14 protein-coding genes are annotated in these 16,213 nt (G+C 73.9%); 9 read left to right on the top strand and 5 right to left on the bottom strand.

Features of this window, described 5'->3' with window-relative positions; translation table 11 throughout:
* From VIU94_RS21860 to VIU94_RS21840, 5 genes are all read right to left on the bottom strand, one after another.
* On the bottom strand, window positions 1-1,224 hold a 1,224-nt coding region (locus VIU94_RS21860), incomplete at its 3' end, for a lactate utilization protein B (protein WP_331913544.1).
* A gap of 58 nt (window positions 1,225-1,282) precedes the next feature.
* Window positions 1,283-1,999: a (Fe-S)-binding protein gene (locus tag VIU94_RS21855; protein ID WP_331913543.1), complete on the bottom strand. Its 717-nt coding sequence runs from the start codon at window positions 1,997-1,999 to the stop codon at window positions 1,283-1,285.
* 55 nt (window positions 2,000-2,054) lie between these two features.
* Window positions 2,055-3,362, bottom strand: a complete 1,308-nt coding sequence (locus tag VIU94_RS21850; protein WP_331913542.1) for a cytochrome P450 — start codon at window positions 3,360-3,362, stop codon at window positions 2,055-2,057.
* Window positions 3,363-3,580: 218 nt separating this feature from the next.
* Entirely contained in the window at window positions 3,581-3,976 is a 396-nt protein-coding gene (locus VIU94_RS21845; RefSeq protein ID WP_331913541.1) for a DUF488 domain-containing protein, read from the bottom strand.
* A 138-nt stretch (window positions 3,977-4,114) separates the two neighbouring features.
* Window positions 4,115-4,723 (bottom strand): TetR/AcrR family transcriptional regulator, encoded by a 609-nt coding sequence (locus VIU94_RS21840; protein ID WP_331913540.1) that lies wholly within the window; start codon window positions 4,721-4,723, stop codon window positions 4,115-4,117.
* Between the two features lie 292 nt (window positions 4,724-5,015).
* On the opposite strand from VIU94_RS21840, the gene VIU94_RS21835 reads away from it, so the two are divergent.
* The 9 genes from VIU94_RS21835 to VIU94_RS21795 all read left to right on the top strand — a co-directional run.
* On the top strand, window positions 5,016-5,834 hold the full coding sequence (locus VIU94_RS21835; RefSeq protein ID WP_331913539.1) for a phosphatase PAP2 family protein: 819 nt from the start codon (window positions 5,016-5,018) through the stop codon (window positions 5,832-5,834).
* Window positions 5,831-6,781: a DMT family transporter gene (locus tag VIU94_RS21830; protein WP_331913538.1), complete on the top strand. Its 951-nt coding sequence runs from the start codon at window positions 5,831-5,833 to the stop codon at window positions 6,779-6,781. Before VIU94_RS21835 ends, VIU94_RS21830 begins: the two co-directional genes overlap by 4 nt.
* A gap of 93 nt (window positions 6,782-6,874) precedes the next feature.
* Entirely contained in the window at window positions 6,875-7,492 is a 618-nt protein-coding gene (locus VIU94_RS21825; RefSeq protein WP_331913537.1) for a TOPRIM nucleotidyl transferase/hydrolase domain-containing protein, read from the top strand.
* A gap of 175 nt (window positions 7,493-7,667) precedes the next feature.
* Entirely contained in the window at window positions 7,668-8,351 is a 684-nt protein-coding gene (locus tag VIU94_RS21820) for a MerR family transcriptional regulator (protein ID WP_331913536.1), read from the top strand.
* Window positions 8,352-8,423: 72 nt separating this feature from the next.
* On the top strand, window positions 8,424-9,458 hold the full coding sequence (locus tag VIU94_RS21815; protein WP_331913545.1) for an SPFH domain-containing protein: 1,035 nt from the start codon (window positions 8,424-8,426) through the stop codon (window positions 9,456-9,458).
* Window positions 9,455-10,354 (top strand): NAD(+)/NADH kinase, encoded by a 900-nt coding sequence (locus VIU94_RS21810; protein ID WP_331913535.1) that lies wholly within the window; start codon window positions 9,455-9,457, stop codon window positions 10,352-10,354. The genes VIU94_RS21815 and VIU94_RS21810 overlap by 4 nt, the downstream gene beginning before the upstream one ends.
* 231 nt (window positions 10,355-10,585) lie before the next feature.
* Window positions 10,586-11,449: a GNAT family N-acetyltransferase gene (locus VIU94_RS21805; RefSeq protein ID WP_331913534.1), complete on the top strand. Its 864-nt coding sequence runs from the start codon at window positions 10,586-10,588 to the stop codon at window positions 11,447-11,449.
* 403 nt (window positions 11,450-11,852) lie between these two features.
* A complete protein-coding gene (locus tag VIU94_RS21800) occupies window positions 11,853-13,649 on the top strand; it encodes a S8 family peptidase (protein WP_331913533.1) in 1,797 nt (598 codons plus the stop codon).
* A 201-nt stretch (window positions 13,650-13,850) separates the two neighbouring features.
* The coding region (locus VIU94_RS21795; RefSeq protein WP_331913532.1) for an AAA family ATPase at window positions 13,851-16,213 on the top strand (2,363 nt) is incomplete at its 3' end.

Raw genomic sequence — 16,213 nt, 5'->3', positions numbered from 1 at the left:
GTGGCCCGGGCCGCCCTGGTCAGCGACGCGCTCCCGCAGGTGGACCAGTACCTCGGGGATGTCGATGGCGACCGGGCAGACCTCGTAGCACGCGCCGCACAGCGAGGACGCGTACGGCAGCGACGCGTCGATCTCGCTCTGTGTACCCCGCAGTTGGGGGCTGAGGATCGCGCCGATCGGCCCCGGATAGACCGAGCCGTACGCGTGGCCGCCGGCCCGCTCGTACACCGGGCAGACGTTCAGACACGCCGAGCAGCGGATGCAGCGCAGGGCCTGCCGGCCGACCTCGTCGGCGAGGGTGTCGGTGCGGCCGTTGTCGAGCAGGACCAGGTGGAAGTCCCGGGGGCCGTCGCCGTCGGTCGTGCCGGTCCACATCGTGGTGTACGGGTTCATCCGCTCGGCGGTCGAGGAGCGCGGGAGGGTCTGGAGGAAGACTTCCAGGTCGCGCCAGGTCGGGATGGTCTTCTCGATGCCGACGACGGAGATCAGGGTCTCGGGCAGCGTCAGGCACATGCGGCCGTTGCCCTCCGATTCCAGGACGACGAGCGTGCCGGTCTCGGCGACCATGAAGTTCGCGCCGGAGACGGCGACCTTCGCGCGCAGGAACTTCTCCCGCAAGTGCAGGCGGGCGGCCTCGGCGAGGTCGGCGGGCGTGTCGGTCAAGCCCTCGGGGGCGGGGCGGCCCCACGCGGCCATCTCGGTCCGGAAGACGTCCCGGATCTCACCGCGGTTGCGGTGGATGGCGGGGACGAGGATGTGGGACGGCCGGTCGTGGCCCAACTGGACGATCAGCTCGGCGAGATCCGTCTCGTACGCGGCGATGCCGGCCGCCTCCAGGGCCTCGTTGAGGCCGATCTCCTGGGTCGCCATCGACTTGACCTTGACCACCTCGGTCTCGCCGGTCGCCCGGACGAGCCCGGTGACGATCCGGTTCGCCTCGTCGGCGTCCGCCGCCCAGTGGACGGTGCCGCCGGCCTCCGTGACGGCCTCCTCCAGCTGGAGGAGGTAGCGGTCGAGGTGGCGCAGGGTGTGGTCCTTGATCTGCTTGCCCGCCTCGCGGAGCTCGTCCCAGTCCGCGAGTTCGGCGACCGCGGCGGCCCGCTTGTCGCGGATGGTGTGGGTGGCGTGCCGCAGGTTGGCCCGCAGGGTCGCGTCGCCGACGGCCGCCTTCGCCGCCTCGGGGAAGGCGGGGAAGGCGGGCATGCCGAGGAAGGTTCCGCTCACCGGGGGGCTCCGATCACGGGTGGGGGCTCGTTCGCCACGGGGGTTGCGGGGGTTGCGTTCACCGCGGCGGCTCCGTCTCCCTGCTCGCCAGGATCTCCGCCAGGTGCAGCGCGCGCAGGGGCGCGTCCTCGCGGCGGAGGATGCCGCCCAGGTGCATGAGGCAGGAGTTGTCCGCACCGCACAGCACCTGCGCGCCCGTCGAGACCGCGTTCTCGATCTTGTCCCGGCCCATCGCGGCGGACACGTCCGGGTTCTTCACCGCGAACGTGCCGCCGAAGCCGCAGCACTCCTCCGCGCCGGGCAGTTCGACCAGATCGAGCCCCTTCACCGCCTCCAGGAGGCGGCGCGGGCGGTCGCCCAGGCCGAGGAGTCGCAGGCCATGGCAGGAGGGGTGGTACGTCACGGTGTGCGGGAAGTACGCGCCGACGTCGGTCACCCCGAGCACGTCCACCAGGAACTCGGTCAGCTCGTGAACGCGCGGCCCGAGCGCGGCCGCCTCCGCGCCGAAGCCGACGTAGTGGGCCCGCACCATGGCGGCGCACGAAGCGGAGGGCGTGACGACGTACTCGTACCCCCGGAACGCCTCCGCCAGCCGCCGTGCCAGCGGCTCGGCCTCGCGCCGGTACCCCGTGTTGAACTGCGGCTGGCCGCAGCACGTCTGGCCGGCCGGGAAGTCGACCTCGACCCCCAGCCGTTCCAGAATGCGGACGGTGGCCACCCCCGTAGCGGGATACAGGGCGTCGTTGACGCAGGTGACGAAGAGTGCGACACGCATGGGCGCAGGATACGCGGGGGCCGGCCCGCCGCCTCCCGGCTCGCCGCCTCGCGTTTCACCAGGTGAGATGGAGTTCCTGGGGCGAGCGGTGGATGAACGTCGGCCGCATGACGACCTCCTCGTCCTTCGCGAGCCGCAGCCCGGGCAGCCGCCGGGTGAACAGCTCGAGGGTCAGCCGGAGTTGCCCGCGGGCGAGCTGGGATCCCGGACAGCCGTGCGCTCCGTGCCCGAAGGCCACGTGGCGGCTCGGCGTGCGGGTGATGTCGAAGACGTCGGGGGCGGGGTCGGAGTCCGCGTACCGGGTCTCGTCCCGGTTGGCGGAGCCGTATGCGACGAACACCGTTGCTCCTGCGGGGAGTTCGGTGCCGGCGATGGTGACCGGGCGGGTGGCGGTACGGCGGAATCCCTGGACGGCGGTGTCGAAGCGCGCGGCCTCCTCCACCGCCCCGGGTATCAGCTCGGGTCGCGCGCAGAGCAGCTCCCACTGCGCGCGGTCGTCGCGGAGGAGGTGGAAGAGCGTCGTGCCGATCAGGGCGGTGGTGGTGAGGTGTCCGGCGATGAGGAAGTTCTGGAGGTTGGAGACGAGTTCGGCGCGCTGGTCGGCGGTGAGCTCCTCGTCGCCGGGCGCGAGTGCGGCGACCATGGCGGAGCAGAGGTCGTCGCGGGGCTCGGCGCGTCGGGCGCGGGCGTAGCGGTCGAGGAGGTGCTGGAGGTCGACGACGTCCTGAGCGGCGGCGCACTGGTCGGCCTCGCTCATGGGGCGGAAGAGGAGCTGTTCGGCGCGGTGTCCGCCGTGCACGGCGGCCGGCACGTCGGCCGCGTCGAAGCCGATGAGCCGGCCGATCACCGCGCCGGGCAGGCGGCGGGCGTAGGAGGCCATCAGCTCGGTACGGCCGTCCGCGACGAACCCGTCGAGGAGTGCGGTGGCCTGATCGGTCGCGTACGGCAGCAGCTCGGTGACGCGCGCGGCGGAGAGTCGGCTGTTCAGCGGGGCGCGGTGGCGGCGGTGTGCGGGGCCGTCGGTGGAGACGACGGTGGGGCGTTTGCCGAAGCCCTGCGCGAGGACGCCGAAGGCGGCGGGCGAGGGCATGACGTCGGGCCGCAGGGCCTGCGCGGACGAGAAGTCGTCCGCCCGGAGCAGCACCTCGCGCACGTCGGCGTCCCGGGCGACGAGCCAGGCGTCGAGCTCGGGAACGAAGGTCAGGCCCTCGGCGCGGCGGGCGCGGGCGTAGAGGGGGTAGGGGTCTCGCTGTAATCGGTCGAGCCGGTCGTGTCGTTCGAGACGGTCCTCCTGCTCGTCGAAGCGGTCGTGCTCGTCGAGACGGTCGGGCTCATCGAGACGGTCGGGCTCGGTCGCGTCCACGCGGGGCCTCCGGAGGAGTAGGGGTCGAGGGTCGGGGTGGTTCCTGTCTGTGCGGGTTGTGCGGTGGGCGTCGGTGCGGGTGCGGGTGCGTTGCGGGTCCGTGCCCGTGCGGGTCGGTCCCGCGCGTGCGGCCATCGTGACCGGCCGCGTGTGGCCTTGACTACGGCCCGGTGGGAGGAGATTCGGCGCGCGCGGGGAGACGGAGGGTCCGGTTCGCGTCAGCGGTCCGAGGCGGTGAGCTCCCGTTCGAGGACCGACGTGTGGCTGAGGGAGGGGTCCTTCGCGGACGTGAGCAGGGTGACCGGGTTCTCGGCGGCGAGGGTGCGGAGCCGGTCGAGCGCGGCGGCGGCCTCAGGGGCGGCGAGCTCCTCCTCGTACCGGCGGCAGAACTCCTCGTACTCCCCCTCCGTGCCGTGGTACCAGCGGCGCAGTTCCGTCGAGGGGGTCAGGGCCTTGGGCCATTCGTCGATGTGCGCATCGACCTTCTTCAGCCCGCGGGGCCAGAGCCGGTCGACGAGGACGCGGACGCCGTCGTCGGGCTCCGGCGGGTCGTAGATCCGGCGGACGCGGACGGCAGGGGCGGGGCCCGGGGTACGGGCGGGGGTGCGCGGCATCCCACCAGGGTGCAGGGGACGCAGGGCGGCCGCACGCGGGCACGCCCGTGCGCCGACGTCCGTGCCGGCCGACGCCCGTACACCCCCGTCCCTGCGGCCGACGCCCCCGCGGCTCACGCCCCTCCCCCTGCCCGCCCCCTACCCCGCGTCAAGCCGCAGGGCCGGCAGGATCACCGACTCGACGAACACCGCCATCGTCTCCGGCGTGTCCGCGAAGCGTTCCTCCAGGACCCGTTCGACGCGGAGCATCCCCATCAGGCAGGGCGCGACGAAGCCGATCGCCGGGTTGTCGGCCGCGATCTCGCCCCGCTCGACGCCGCGGGCCAGCATCGCGTCCACCGCGGCGACCTCGGGCTGGATGACGGTCTCGGTGAGGGCCTGCCGGAGGTCTGGGTGGCGTACGTACGCCTGGCTGACGGCCTCCATCAGTTCGGCGTCGCGCTCGCGCCGGCCGGACGCGACCCGGGCCACCTCGCGCAGGTCGCCGACGAGGGTGCCGGTGTCGATGTCGGTGAAGAAGGCGCAGCGGCTCGTGGCCAGAGCGGCGGTGACGAGTTGCGGCTTGGTCTTCCACTGCCGGTACAGCGTGGCCTTGCCGCACTTGGTGCGGGCGGCGACGCCCTCCATCGTCACGGCGTCGTAGCCGCCCTCGCGGAGGAGATCGAGCACCGCCTCGTACAGCTCCGTCTCCCGTTCCGGGGTGATCTTGCTGCGGCGGGCCGCCGCGGTCGCGGCCTGCGTGGTCATCGCTTCCTCCCGGTGCGGGCGGGGCTCGGTGGCAGCGCCCCTGACGTCGGCTGGGTGCACATCCGAGAGTAGGGGGTGCACAATCGAGACGCAAACGTATCGAGACGTTTGCGTCTCGATGAATTCGGATCTACGCTTCCTCCGTTTGTGCCGATTCGACGGATAAACGGGCAAGAAGGGCCGCGTCATGGGTGCCGGGAGAGATACGGAAGCCGGGGACGCCGGCATACCCGCGGCCAGACTCTGCGCATCCGAGACGGCGCCGGGCGGAAGCGGAGGCGGCGCACGCGGCGTGCGCGCTGCGCGCCATGCGCTCGGCGCGCGGCCGCCCCTGGGGCGCGAGCTGCTGCTCGTGGCCTCGCTCTTCCTCGTCTACAAGGCGGGCCGGCTGTTCGCGAACGGCCATGAGACCCGGGCCTTGCACAACGCGGACCGGATCTGGAACGCCGAACGGGCGGTCCGCCTCCCCGGCGAGGGGACCGTGCAGCAAGTGCTGCTGCACGGCGAGACGCTCGTACGCCTGGCCAACACGTACTACGCGGCCGTGCACTTCCCGGCCACCCTCGCCTTCCTCGGCTGGCTGTACTGGCGGCGGCCCGGCCACTACGTGTGGGCGCGACGGGTGCTCGCGCTGGTGACCGGTGCCGCACTGGCCCTCCACCTCCTGATGCCGCTGGCCCCGCCCCGGATGCTGTCGGCCGCCGGCCTGGTGGACACGGCGCGGGTGTACGGGCCCTCGGTGTACGGCGCGACGCCGGAGACCGACTCGATGGCGAACCAGTTCGCCGCGATGCCCTCGCTGCACTTCGGCTGGGCGCTCATGGTCGCCATCGGCCTGATCGCGGCGATGCGCACCCGGTGGCGCCTGCTCTGGCTGCTCCATCCGGCCCTGACCCTGCTCGTGATCGTCGGCACCGCCAACCACTACTGGTTCGACGCACTGGCCGCGGCGGCCCTGCTCGGCGTGGCGCTTACGGCGATCCGCGCGCCGGGCGAAGGAGCGGGAACGGGAACGGGCGCGTCGTGGGGGTGGGGGCTCGCGGGGGTGCGGGGCCCTGCTGGGGCGACCGCGTCGCCGGCCGCGCCGCGCACGGCGGAGGTGGCGTCATGAGTTCCGTCAACGGCACCGTGCTCGCGGTTCTGCTCTCGCTCGTGTCCGCCGCCGGGTACGCGCTCGCCGCGGTCGCCCAGGCGCGGCTTGCCGCACGCTCGGCGCCGGGGCGGGGGTCGCTGCGGGCGCTGCTGACCCGGAGCGGGTGGTGGTGGGCGGTCGGGCTCAACGCGGCGGGTGCGCTGGCGCATGTGGCGGCGCTGCACTACGGGCCGTTGACGCTGGTGCAGCCGCTCGGCGCGCTGACCTTGGTGGCCGCGCTGCCGTTGGGCGCGTACTGCGCGCGTCGGCGGGTGACGCGCGGCGAGTGGCGCGGGGCGCTGTGGACGCTGGCCGGGCTGATCGGCCTCGTCGCGGTGACGGGGCCGGCGACGCCGGGCGACTCGCTCAGCGTGAGCGAATCGCTGGCGGTCGCGGCGGCGACGGCGTCCCTCGTGGCGCTGCTGACCGCCGGACGGGGAGCGGGACGGCGGTCCGGGCAGGGGCTGGGGCACGCGACTGCGGCCGGCATCGCCTCCGGCGTGGCGTCGGCGCTGACGCAGACCCTCACTGCCGCGCTGGCGCTGGAACTGCCGGGCGGGCCGGTGCCGTGGTGGCAGACGGCACTGCTCGCGGTGCTGATCTCCGGGTTCGCGGTGGGCGGTCTACTGCTCTCGCAGACCGCGTACCGCGCCGGGCTGGCCGCGCCGCTGGCAGTCGTGAACCTGTCGAACCCGGCCGCGGCCGCCGTCATCGGCGTCGCGCTGCTGGGCGAGACGTTCCGCGGGGGCCCATGGGGCTGGCTCGTCGCGGCGGCCGCCTCGGCGCTCGCGGCCCGCGGGGTCGTCCTGCTGACCTCGGCCGCTCCGAACACCTCACCCCACCCGGCGGACGCACTCCCCGAGTTCAGTCCCACCCTGGTATCCGACGCCGCTCCCGATACGGCCACGGCCAACGTCCCGGGCTGACGCGACCCTCCTGATCACGGGTGGCATCTCGCGCCCGGCCGTTCGAACAGAAAATCCGTGCCGTGCCGGTCGGTGGACGTGCAGACTCGTTCCATGGCGGACATGTACGCGTTCCGGGACGCGATCGACAGGTGGGCGGCCGGCGGGCCCGGCGGACCGGCGAGTGATCTGGCGGGGCAACTGGGGCTGCGGACGGCTGTGCTGCTGGAAGGACCGAGTGACCTCGCGGCCGTCGAGGCGCTGGCCGCGCGGCGTGGCCGGGACCTTGCCGCTGAAGGGGTGTGCGTGGTGTCGATGGGCGGCGCGATGAACGTGGGCCGCTACGCCGGCCTTCTCGGGCCGCCCGGTCTCGGCCTGCGGCTGACAGGGCTGTGCGACGAGCGCGAGCAGCCTTTCTACGACCGCGGCCTGGATCGGGCCGGGGCGCCCCGCGCGGGCTTCTTCGTGTGCGTGGCGGACCTGGAGGACGAGCTCATCCGCGCGCTGGGTACGGCGAGGGTCGAGGAGGTCGTCGCGGCGGAGGGCGACTTGCGCCCATGGCAGACCTTCCTGAGCCAGCCGGCACAGCGCGGTCGGCCCCGCCAGCAGCAGTTGCGGCGCTTCCTCGGCACGACGAAGGGCCGCAAGATCCGCTACGGCCGTCTCCTGGTGGAGGCCCTCGACCTCGGGCAGGTACCTGCCCCGCTCGACGATCTCCTCATGAGCCTGTGATCGACGCGCGGAGGCGCGCGCGATGGGCGTCTGAGCCGGGCCCCCCGCGGTCACCGCCTCCGCCTGTCTCCTTACCGCCACACAGCTTGGATAGTTGCACCATCCTTGTCGAGGCAGAGTAGAACCGAGATCCGATCGGTCATGCCTGTCGAGCCATGGGAACGGAGAACCATCCTTGCGCCTCTCGGAACTGAGCCGCCGCAGCGGAGTGTCGGTGGCCACCGTCAAGTACTACCTGCGCGAGGGACTGCTGGCCCCCGGCACGCCCGTCACCGCACGCCAGGCGGAGTACGACGACGAGCACCTGCGCCGTCTGCGCCTGATCCGCGCCTTGCTCACGGTCGGCGGGATGACGATCAGTCAGGCGCGCGACGTGCTCGCCGTCGCGGACGACCCCGCCTTCGGCCGGCACGAACGGCTCGGCATCGCGCAGTACATGCTCCCGCCGCAGGTCGCGCCGCCCGAGAAGGACGACCCCCAGCAGCCGGAGTGGGACGCGACCCATCGGCAGCTCCGCGACGTGCTCGCAGATCTCGGCTGGCGGGTGAACGACGAGGCCCCGGCGATCAATTCACTCACCCGCGCCGTGGTCACCCTCCGCGCCCTGGGCTACGCCTTCCCGCTGGACTTCGTCCGCCAGTACGCCCTCGCGATGCACCCGATCGCCGAGGTGGAGCTCGGCGTGATCGAGGGGTATCCGGTCCTGGAGGAGGCGATCGAGGCGTCGGTCGCGTACACGATGCTCAACGAGCCGATCCTGCTGGCCCTGCGGCGACTGGCGCACGAGGACGTGTCGGCGCGGCTCCATGACAGCGGGCCGGTGCGAGATACGGACCCCGGAGGACTTTCGTCATCTTGACGAAAAGGGGTCCATCCTCATATCGTCATGTCGACGACAAGCGGCATGACGAACAACTCTCTGGGGGACCCCATGGCCGACATCACCCGGCGCGCCGGATGGCGCCACCTCCGTTCCGCGCCCACCGCGCACATTCGGCATCACCGGCGTGGCCGGCTCGTGCACGACGGGCCCGGACTCAGCTTCTGGTACCGGTCGTTGTCCGCCGCGCTCTCCGAAGTGCCGGTGAACGACCGGGAGTTGACCATGGCGTTCCATGCGCGTACGGCCGACTTCCAGGACGTGAGCGTGCAGTCGACCGTCACGTACCGGATCAGCGCACCCGACGCCGCCGCCACCCGGCTCGACTTCTCCATCGACCCGGACACCGGCGCGTGGCGCGGCGCGCCGCTGGAGCAGATCGCCACGCTGCTCACCGAGACCGCCCAGCAGCACGCGCTGGACGTGCTCGCCCGCACCCCGCTCGCCGCCGCGCTGGTCGACGGCGTCGCGGCGGTACGGGACCGGATCGCGGCCGGTCTCGCCGACGAGCCGCGGCTGCCGGCCACCGGGATCGAGGTGGTGGCGGTGCGCGTGGTGGCGATCCGTCCGGAGCCGGAGGTGGAGCGGGCGCTGCGGACACCGGCGCGGGAGCAGATCCAGCAGGAGGCGGACCGGGCCACGTACGAGCGGCGCGCGGTGGCCGTCGAGCGTGAACGGACCATCGCCGAGAACGAGTTGGCCAGCAAGATCGAGCTGGCCCGGCAGGAGGAGCGGCTGGTCGACCAGCGCGGCACCAACGCGCGCCGCGAGGCCGAGGAGAGCGCGGCGGCCGACGCGGTACGGGCCGAGGCGGAGGCGACCCGCAAGGTACGGCTGGCCCGCGCCGAGGCGGAGGCGGCGCGCGAGGTCGGCGACGCGCGGGCGCAGGCGCAGGCGGCGTGGCTGCGGGTGCACGGCGAGGTGGACCCGGCGACGCTGCACGCGCTGGCGGTGACCACGGCGGCCAAGAACCTGCCGCGGATCGACAGCGTGACGCTGTCGCCGGACGTGCTGACGGGGCTGCTGTCGAGGCTCGGCGGCGCCGCGGGCGCCACCGCCGCCAACCCCGACGGAACCCGCCCGTGAGCCTCGCCCCGCGCGCCGTCATCGTCCACCGGACCACGGAGTACGAGGAGTTGCTCGCCCGGCACGGGACGCACGGCCAGGCCGCCTTCTTCCTCTCCAGCCGGGGCCGTGGCATCGAGGAGGTGCGGGAGCGGCACGAGCGGACCCGGCGGGCGCTCGCGGAGGTCGTGGCGGCGGTGCCGTTGCAGTGGCGGCAGAGCCGGGTGGAGCGGGCGGATCTGGACAGGTTCCTGTTCGCTCCGGAGGACGTGGTGATCGTGGTCGGCCAGGACGGTCTGGTGGCCAACGCCGCCAAGTACCTGGCCGGCCAGCCGGTGGTCGGGATCGACACGGATCCGGGGCGGAACCCGGGGGTGCTGGTACGGCACCGGGCCCGGGACGCGGCGCGGCTGCTGCCGTCGGCGACGGCGGGGCGGGCGACGGTGGACGAGCTGACCATGGTGGAGGCGGTGACGGACGACGCGCAGCGGCTGGTCGCGCTGAACGAGATCTACGTCGGTCCGCCCGGGCACCAGACCGCCCGCTACCGGCTGGGCCCGGACGACGGGCGGACCGCGCCGGAGGCGCAGGCGTCGTCCGGGGTGCTGGTGGGGACGGGGACGGGGGCGACGGGTTGGCTGCGGTCACTGTGGCAGCAGAGCGCCAGCGGGCTCACCCTGCCGGGCGCGGCGGATCCGCGCCTGATCTGGTTCGTGCGCGAAGCCTGGCCCTCGCCGGCGACGGGAACGTCGCGGGTGGAAGGGGTGCTGGGCCGGTCGGACAGGCTGCGGTTGACGGTGGAGTCGGACCGGCTGGTGGCGTTCGGGGACGGAATGGAGGCCGACGCACTGGAACTGACGTGGGGTCAGTCGGTACGGGTGGGGGTGGCGGGAACCGCGCTGCGGTTGCTGGGTTGAGGGGCGGGGCGGGGTGACCGGAACCGCGCTGCGGTTGCTGGGTTGAGGGGCGCGGTCGAGGTGATCGGAACCGCGCTGAGGTCGCTGGGTTGAGGGGCCCGGTCGGGGTGGCCGAAACACGTTGGAGCCGCTAGGCCGAGCGGCGCGATTCGCTAGGATCCGGGACACATCCGACCGTTCCGGTGCGCGACGCGGGTCGCGCACCGCGTCCCTCGCGCCCGGAGGCCCTCCATGACGCAGTCGTCCCCCGCACTCGAGGTCACCCGCGCGAGCGTGGCGGACTGGGGGATCGTACGGGAGTGGGCGGCGGCCGAGGGGTGGAACCCGGGGCTCGACGACGCGCCGGCGTTCTTCGCGCAGGACCCGGAGGGGTTCTTCCTGGGGCGGGTCGACGGGGAGCCGGTCTCCGCGATCTCGGTGGTCAACTACAGCAACGCGTATGCGTTCTTGGGCTTCTACCTGGTCCGGCCCGACCTGCGGGGGCTGGGCCACGGGCTTGCGACCTGGCGGGCCGGGCTGGCCCACGCCGGGGACCGGACGGTCGGCCTGGACGGGGTGCCGGACCAGCAGGACAACTACCGCCGCTCCGGCTTCGTCGCGGCCCACCGCACCGCCCGCTGGGTCGGCGTGGCGCCCGCCCCGCAGGCGCCCGCCCCGGACGTCGTCCCCGCCGCCGCGCTCGGGCCGGCGGCGCTGCGGGCGTACGACAGCGCCTGCTACCCCGCCGAGCGGCCGAACTTCCTCGACCGCTGGCTCGGCACACCGGGGCACCGCGCGTTGGCCCGCGTCGTGGACGGACGGCCCACGGGGTACGGGGTGGTCCGCCCGGCGCAGGACGAGGCCCGCATCGGCCCCCTGTTCGCGGACACCCCGGCCGACGCCGCCGTTCTCCTCGACGCCCTCGCCGCCGAGGCCGCCGCCCTGGGCTCCCCGCGCATCGCGATCGACGTCCCGGAGTCCAACGAGGCGGCCACCGCCCTGGCCGCCTCCCGCGCCCTCGCCCCCACCTTCGAAACGGCCCGCATGTACACCGGCCCCACCCGCCCCTTCGCCCACACCCGCATCTACGGCATCACCACCCTCGAACTGGGCTGACCTCCCCGCCCCTTGCCAGAGGCGTTCCCCCACCCCCCTCCCCAGCCCTTTCCCTCACCCCTCCCCCACCCCCCTCGCCACCCCCTCGGGGGGTGACAAGGGTTTTCCCCGTATCGGGTTCATCTCGGCTTTCCCTACTGTCTGCCGCACCGGCAGATCCCCTCCTCCGGCCTGTGCCTGTCAGGTGCATGTAGAGGGCGAGGGTGGGGGTCCTCCGGGGGCGGCCTTGACCCGGGCCGTCGCGCCGGCGGCGGCGCGTGGGCCCCCCAAGCCCAGGGAACCGTGGACCGCGACCCCCACACCCCGCACCGCGGTTCCCGCGCCGCCCGCCAATGCTTCGCCATCACGTCGTAGCTGAAAGGGCAACACCTTGAACGGTTCCAGGCGGAGACTCATATCCGTCGTGGTCGCCAGCGCCGCGGTTCTCGGCGCAGCGGCCACGTCCACCGTGGCGCTTGCCGCCGCCCCGGCGGCCCCGTCCCCGAAGCCCGCCCCGGCCTCCCAGGCCCTGACCGCGCTTCCGTCGGCGCCGGTCGAGAAGGTCATCGTCACCTACAAGGCCAAGACCGCCGAGGCCGGCTCCAACGCCGCGGCCAAGTCCGACGCCGCCGCCAAGGGCTCCGCGACCGGCGAGAAGCTCGCCTTCGAGCGCCGGCTCGCCGGCGGCGCCGCCCTGGTCGACCTGGGCGACAGCGCCAGCAAGCAGGACGTGAACGAGGTCATGGCCGCCTTCCGCGCCGACCCGTCCGTCGCCTCCGTGGAACCGGACATCCGCGCCTACGCGATGGCCGTCGCCCCGAACGACACCGACTACGCCAAGCAGTGGGACCTCTTCGAGGCCACCGGCGGCATGAACGTGCCGGCAGCCTGGGACACGACGACCGGCTCCGGCGTCACCGTCGCCGTCATCGACACCGGCTACGCCGCCCACACGGACCTCGCGTCCAACGTCGTCGCCGGCTACGACTTCATCTCCTCCTCCGCCGACGCCCGCGACGGCAGCGGCCGTGACGCGGACGCGAAGGACGAGGGCGACTGGAGCGCCACCGACGGCGAGTGCGGCACCGGCTCCAAGGCCTCCAACTCCTCCTGGCACGGCACCCACGTGGCCGGGACCATCGGCGCGGTCACCAACAACACCAAGGGCATCGCCGGCATCGCGTACAACGCGAAGATCCAGCCGGTCCGCGTCCTCGGCAAGTGCGGTGGCTCCTCCGCGGACATCGCCGACGCCATCACCTGGGCGTCCGGCGGCACCGTCCCCGGCGTCGCGGCGAACCCGACCCCGGCGAAGGTCATCAACCTGAGCCTGGGCGGCGCCAGCGCCTCCTGCCCGAGCGTCTACCAGACGGCGATCAACGGCGCGGTCAGCCGCGGCACCACCGTCGTCGTGGCGGCCGGCAACAGCAACGCCAACACCTCCGGCTTCACCCCGGCCAACTGCGCCAACGTCATCAGCGTGGCTTCGACCAGCCGCGAGGGCAACCGCTCGTTCTACTCGAACTACGGCACCACGGTCGACGTCTCGGCCCCCGGCGGCGAGACCCGTCGCGCCACCGACACGCCCGGCACGGTGACCACCCCCGAGAACGGCATCTACTCCACGCTGAACTCGGGCGCGACCACCCAGTCGCTGGAGAACTACAAGCCCTACCAGGGCACTTCGATGGCCGCGCCGCACATCGCCGGCCTCGCCGCCCTGCTGGAGTCGGCCAAGAGCTCGCTCACCCCGGCCGACATCGAGGCCGCGATCAAGGCCAACGCGCGGCCGCTGCCCGGCACCTGCACGGGCGGCTGCGGCACCGGCATCGCCGACGCCGCGAAGACCGTGACCGCCGTCACCACCACCACTCCGGGGGCGACGTTCACCAACGCCACGAACGTGACGATCTCGGACAACACCACCGTGTCGTCCTCGATCGCCGTGACCGGCCGGACCGGCAACGCGCCGGCCGCCCTCAAGGTCGACGTGGACATCAAGCACACCTGGCGCGGCGACCTGGTGATCGACCTGATCGCGCCCGACGGCACCGTCCGGAACCTGAAGGCCTCGTCCGGTTCGGACAGCGCCGACAACGTGCTCGCGACCTACACCGTGGACGCGTCCACGGAGCTGGCCAACGGCACCTGGAAGCTGCAGGTCCGGGATGTGGCCTCGGGTGACACCGGCTACATCGACTCCTGGAGCCTGACCTTCTAATCACCACCTGACCCACCCCCCACAACCGCAACACCGCTGGTCAGGGGCGCGTCCGTGGTCTACACCATTGACGCGCCCCTCAGTTGGTTGCGGGGCCCGCTGTCCGTATGCCGGACAGCGGGCCTTTACTGTGCCCGTGACCTCCGTATTCTCTGCGCACGGGCAGGGGGCCCGAGCGCGCCGGAGGGTGGTGATGGCTACGTGACGACGGCGACCTACCGTGCCGCGCCCGTGGGCCGCGAGGAACTCCTCTCCCGACTCGAACGCGTCCTGCACTCCCGCGGCCGCGCGCTGCTCACCGGCCCCGCCGGCGTCGGCAAGACCGAGGTCGCGCTGGCCGCCGCGGCCCGCGCCGAGTCCCGCGGCGAGACCGTGCTCTGGCTGGCCACTCTGCCGTCCGACCGTGACATACCGGGCGCGTCGGCCGCCGCCCTGATCGCCGCCGTCGGCCGCCCCGACGTACGGGACCGACTCCCGGGACCCCAGCGCGGCGCGGTCGCCGTGCTGTGCCGCGAGGCCCCGGCGCCGCAGGACGGCTGGGACCCGATCGCGCTCCGGCTCGGCCTCGCGCAGCTGCTGCGGGAGCTCGCCGCGGACGGCCCGGTCCTGCTGGTCCTGGACGGCGTGGAGCGCATCGACCCGGACAGCGCCGATCTCCTCCGGTTCGCCCTGCATCTCGCGCCGCCCGCGCTGCGCGTCATCGCCGTCGAGACGCCCGCCTGCCACACCCCGCAGGCCCCGCAGCTGTGGGTGCCGTCCGAGGCCGACGTCCTGCTCGTGCCGTCGCTGCAGGCGGACGAGATCGCCGAGCTGCTGATCCACCACCGGCTGCCGTCCCGGATGGCCGGCCGGATCCACAAGGCCAGCGGTGGCAACCCGCGCCTCGCGCTGGCCGTGGGCCGCTCGCTCGCCGACGCCCGCACCCCCGTCCACCACGCCGAGGCGCTCACCCTGTCCGGCCGTGCCCGCGACCTCGCCCGCCAGCTGCTCGGCGCGGCCACGCCGCAGGTACGCGAGACGCTGCTGCTCGCCGCGCTGGCACTGCGCCCCTCGGCCGCGCTGATCCGCCGGGCCGGCCGGCCGACCGCCGAGGCCGACCTGATCGCCGCCGAGCGCGCCGACCTGGTGGCGCTCGGCGAGGACGGCACGGTCGCCTTCACCGCGGGCGTACTGCCCTCCACCCTCGTGCACGACGCCTGCTGGGCCGAGCGCAGCGCCGGGCACGCCGCGCTGGCGCAGGTGGTGGACGACCCGGTCGAGGCGGTACGGCACCGGGCCCTGGCCACCGACGTCCCGGACGGGGCCCTCGCGGCCGCGATCGGCGTGGCCGCGGAGACCGCGCGGCGGCGCGGCAACAGCGCGCTCGCCGCCGAACTCGCGATGCTCGCCGCCGAGTCCACGCCGGTCGAGCACGGGCCGCGGCGCATCGCCCGGCTGGTCGACGCCGCCGAGGAGGCCGCCCGGGCCGCCCGCGCCGACCTCGCGATCCGCGCGGCCACCGACCTGCTGGCCCGGGACGCCGAGCCTCCGGACCGGGTACGGGCCCGGCTCGCGGTCCTGGACACGGCAGGCCAGGGACTGACCGACCTCGACGAGATCTATGTGCACGCCATGGAGGACTCCGAGGGCGACCCCGCGCTGCGCTCGGCGGTGCTGCTGCGGCTCGCCGTCAAGTACGTGCTCGCGGACGGCGATCCGGTGCGGTCGCGGGCGGCCGCGGTCGAGTCCGCCGCGCTGGCCTCGTCGATGGGCGACCCGCGGACGGCCGCCCGGGCCCTGACCGTGCAGGCGCGGATGGACCGGGTGCTCGGGTCGCCGGGCGCGGAGACCGTGCTCGCGCAGGCGCGGGCCCTGGAGATGTCCGAGCGGCCGCTCGGCATCCGCAACGCCGCCCAGATCCTGACGATCCGTCACGCCCTGTTCGACGCCCGGCTCGCGGACGCCCGGGACGCGCTCAACGCGCTGCTGCCGCTGGTGCAGCGGCGCGGCCCGGTCGAGGACGCCATCGAGCTCTTCAGCACTCTCGCGGAGATCGAGTCCCGGCGCGGGATGTGCGCGGCGGCGCTCGCGCACGCGGGCCAGGCCCTCGCGCTGACCCTGGAGGCCGGGCTCTCCCCCGGTCCCGCCTGGTACGGGCTCGCCCTCGCCGAGACCGCGGGCGGCAGCTTCACCCGGGCGGCGAGCTACGCCCGGCGCAGCGTGCAGGCCTCGGAGGAAGAGGGCGACCACGTCTTCCTCTCGCGCAGTCTGTACGCCCTGGGCCGGGTGCAGTTGGTGAACGGCGACGTGGCCTCGGCCCTGGAGACGCTGAGCCGGGTCCGTACCGAGGAGCGCGCCCAGGCGACGGTCGACCCGTCGATGCTGCGCTGGCACGAGGAACTGGCGGAGGCGCTGGTCGCGGGCGACCAGCCGGACGCGGCCGCGGAACTGCTGGCCGACGTACGGCCGGTGGCCGAGCGGCTCGGCCGTACGGCGGTGCTGCTCGGCCTGGACCGGGCGGAGGGCCTGCGGCTGGCGGCGGTCGGCCGGGCGGACGAGGCGGCGGAGCTGCTCGGGCGGACCGC

Source organism: Streptomyces sp. (genome assembly GCF_036566765.1).
Lineage (GTDB): Bacteria > Actinomycetota > Actinomycetes > Streptomycetales > Streptomycetaceae > Streptomyces.
Note: the sequence above shows the minus strand (reverse complement) of the source record. Positions and strands in the feature narration are given on the sequence as shown.

Coding starts and splice junctions, on each gene's coding strand:
- VIU94_RS21840 (WP_331913540.1), bottom strand. CDS start 4,723: ATGACCACGCAGGCCGCGACCGCGGCGGCCCGCCGCAGCAAGATCACC.
- VIU94_RS21845 (WP_331913541.1), bottom strand. CDS start 3,976: ATGCCGCGCACCCCCGCCCGTACCCCGGGCCCCGCCCCTGCCGTCCGC.
- VIU94_RS21830 (WP_331913538.1), top strand. CDS start 5,831: ATGAGTTCCGTCAACGGCACCGTGCTCGCGGTTCTGCTCTCGCTCGTG.
- VIU94_RS21805 (WP_331913534.1), top strand. CDS start 10,586: ATGACGCAGTCGTCCCCCGCACTCGAGGTCACCCGCGCGAGCGTGGCG.
- VIU94_RS21855 (WP_331913543.1), bottom strand. CDS start 1,999: ATGCGTGTCGCACTCTTCGTCACCTGCGTCAACGACGCCCTGTATCCC.
- VIU94_RS21825 (WP_331913537.1), top strand. CDS start 6,875: ATGGCGGACATGTACGCGTTCCGGGACGCGATCGACAGGTGGGCGGCC.
- VIU94_RS21815 (WP_331913545.1), top strand. CDS start 8,424: ATGGCCGACATCACCCGGCGCGCCGGATGGCGCCACCTCCGTTCCGCG.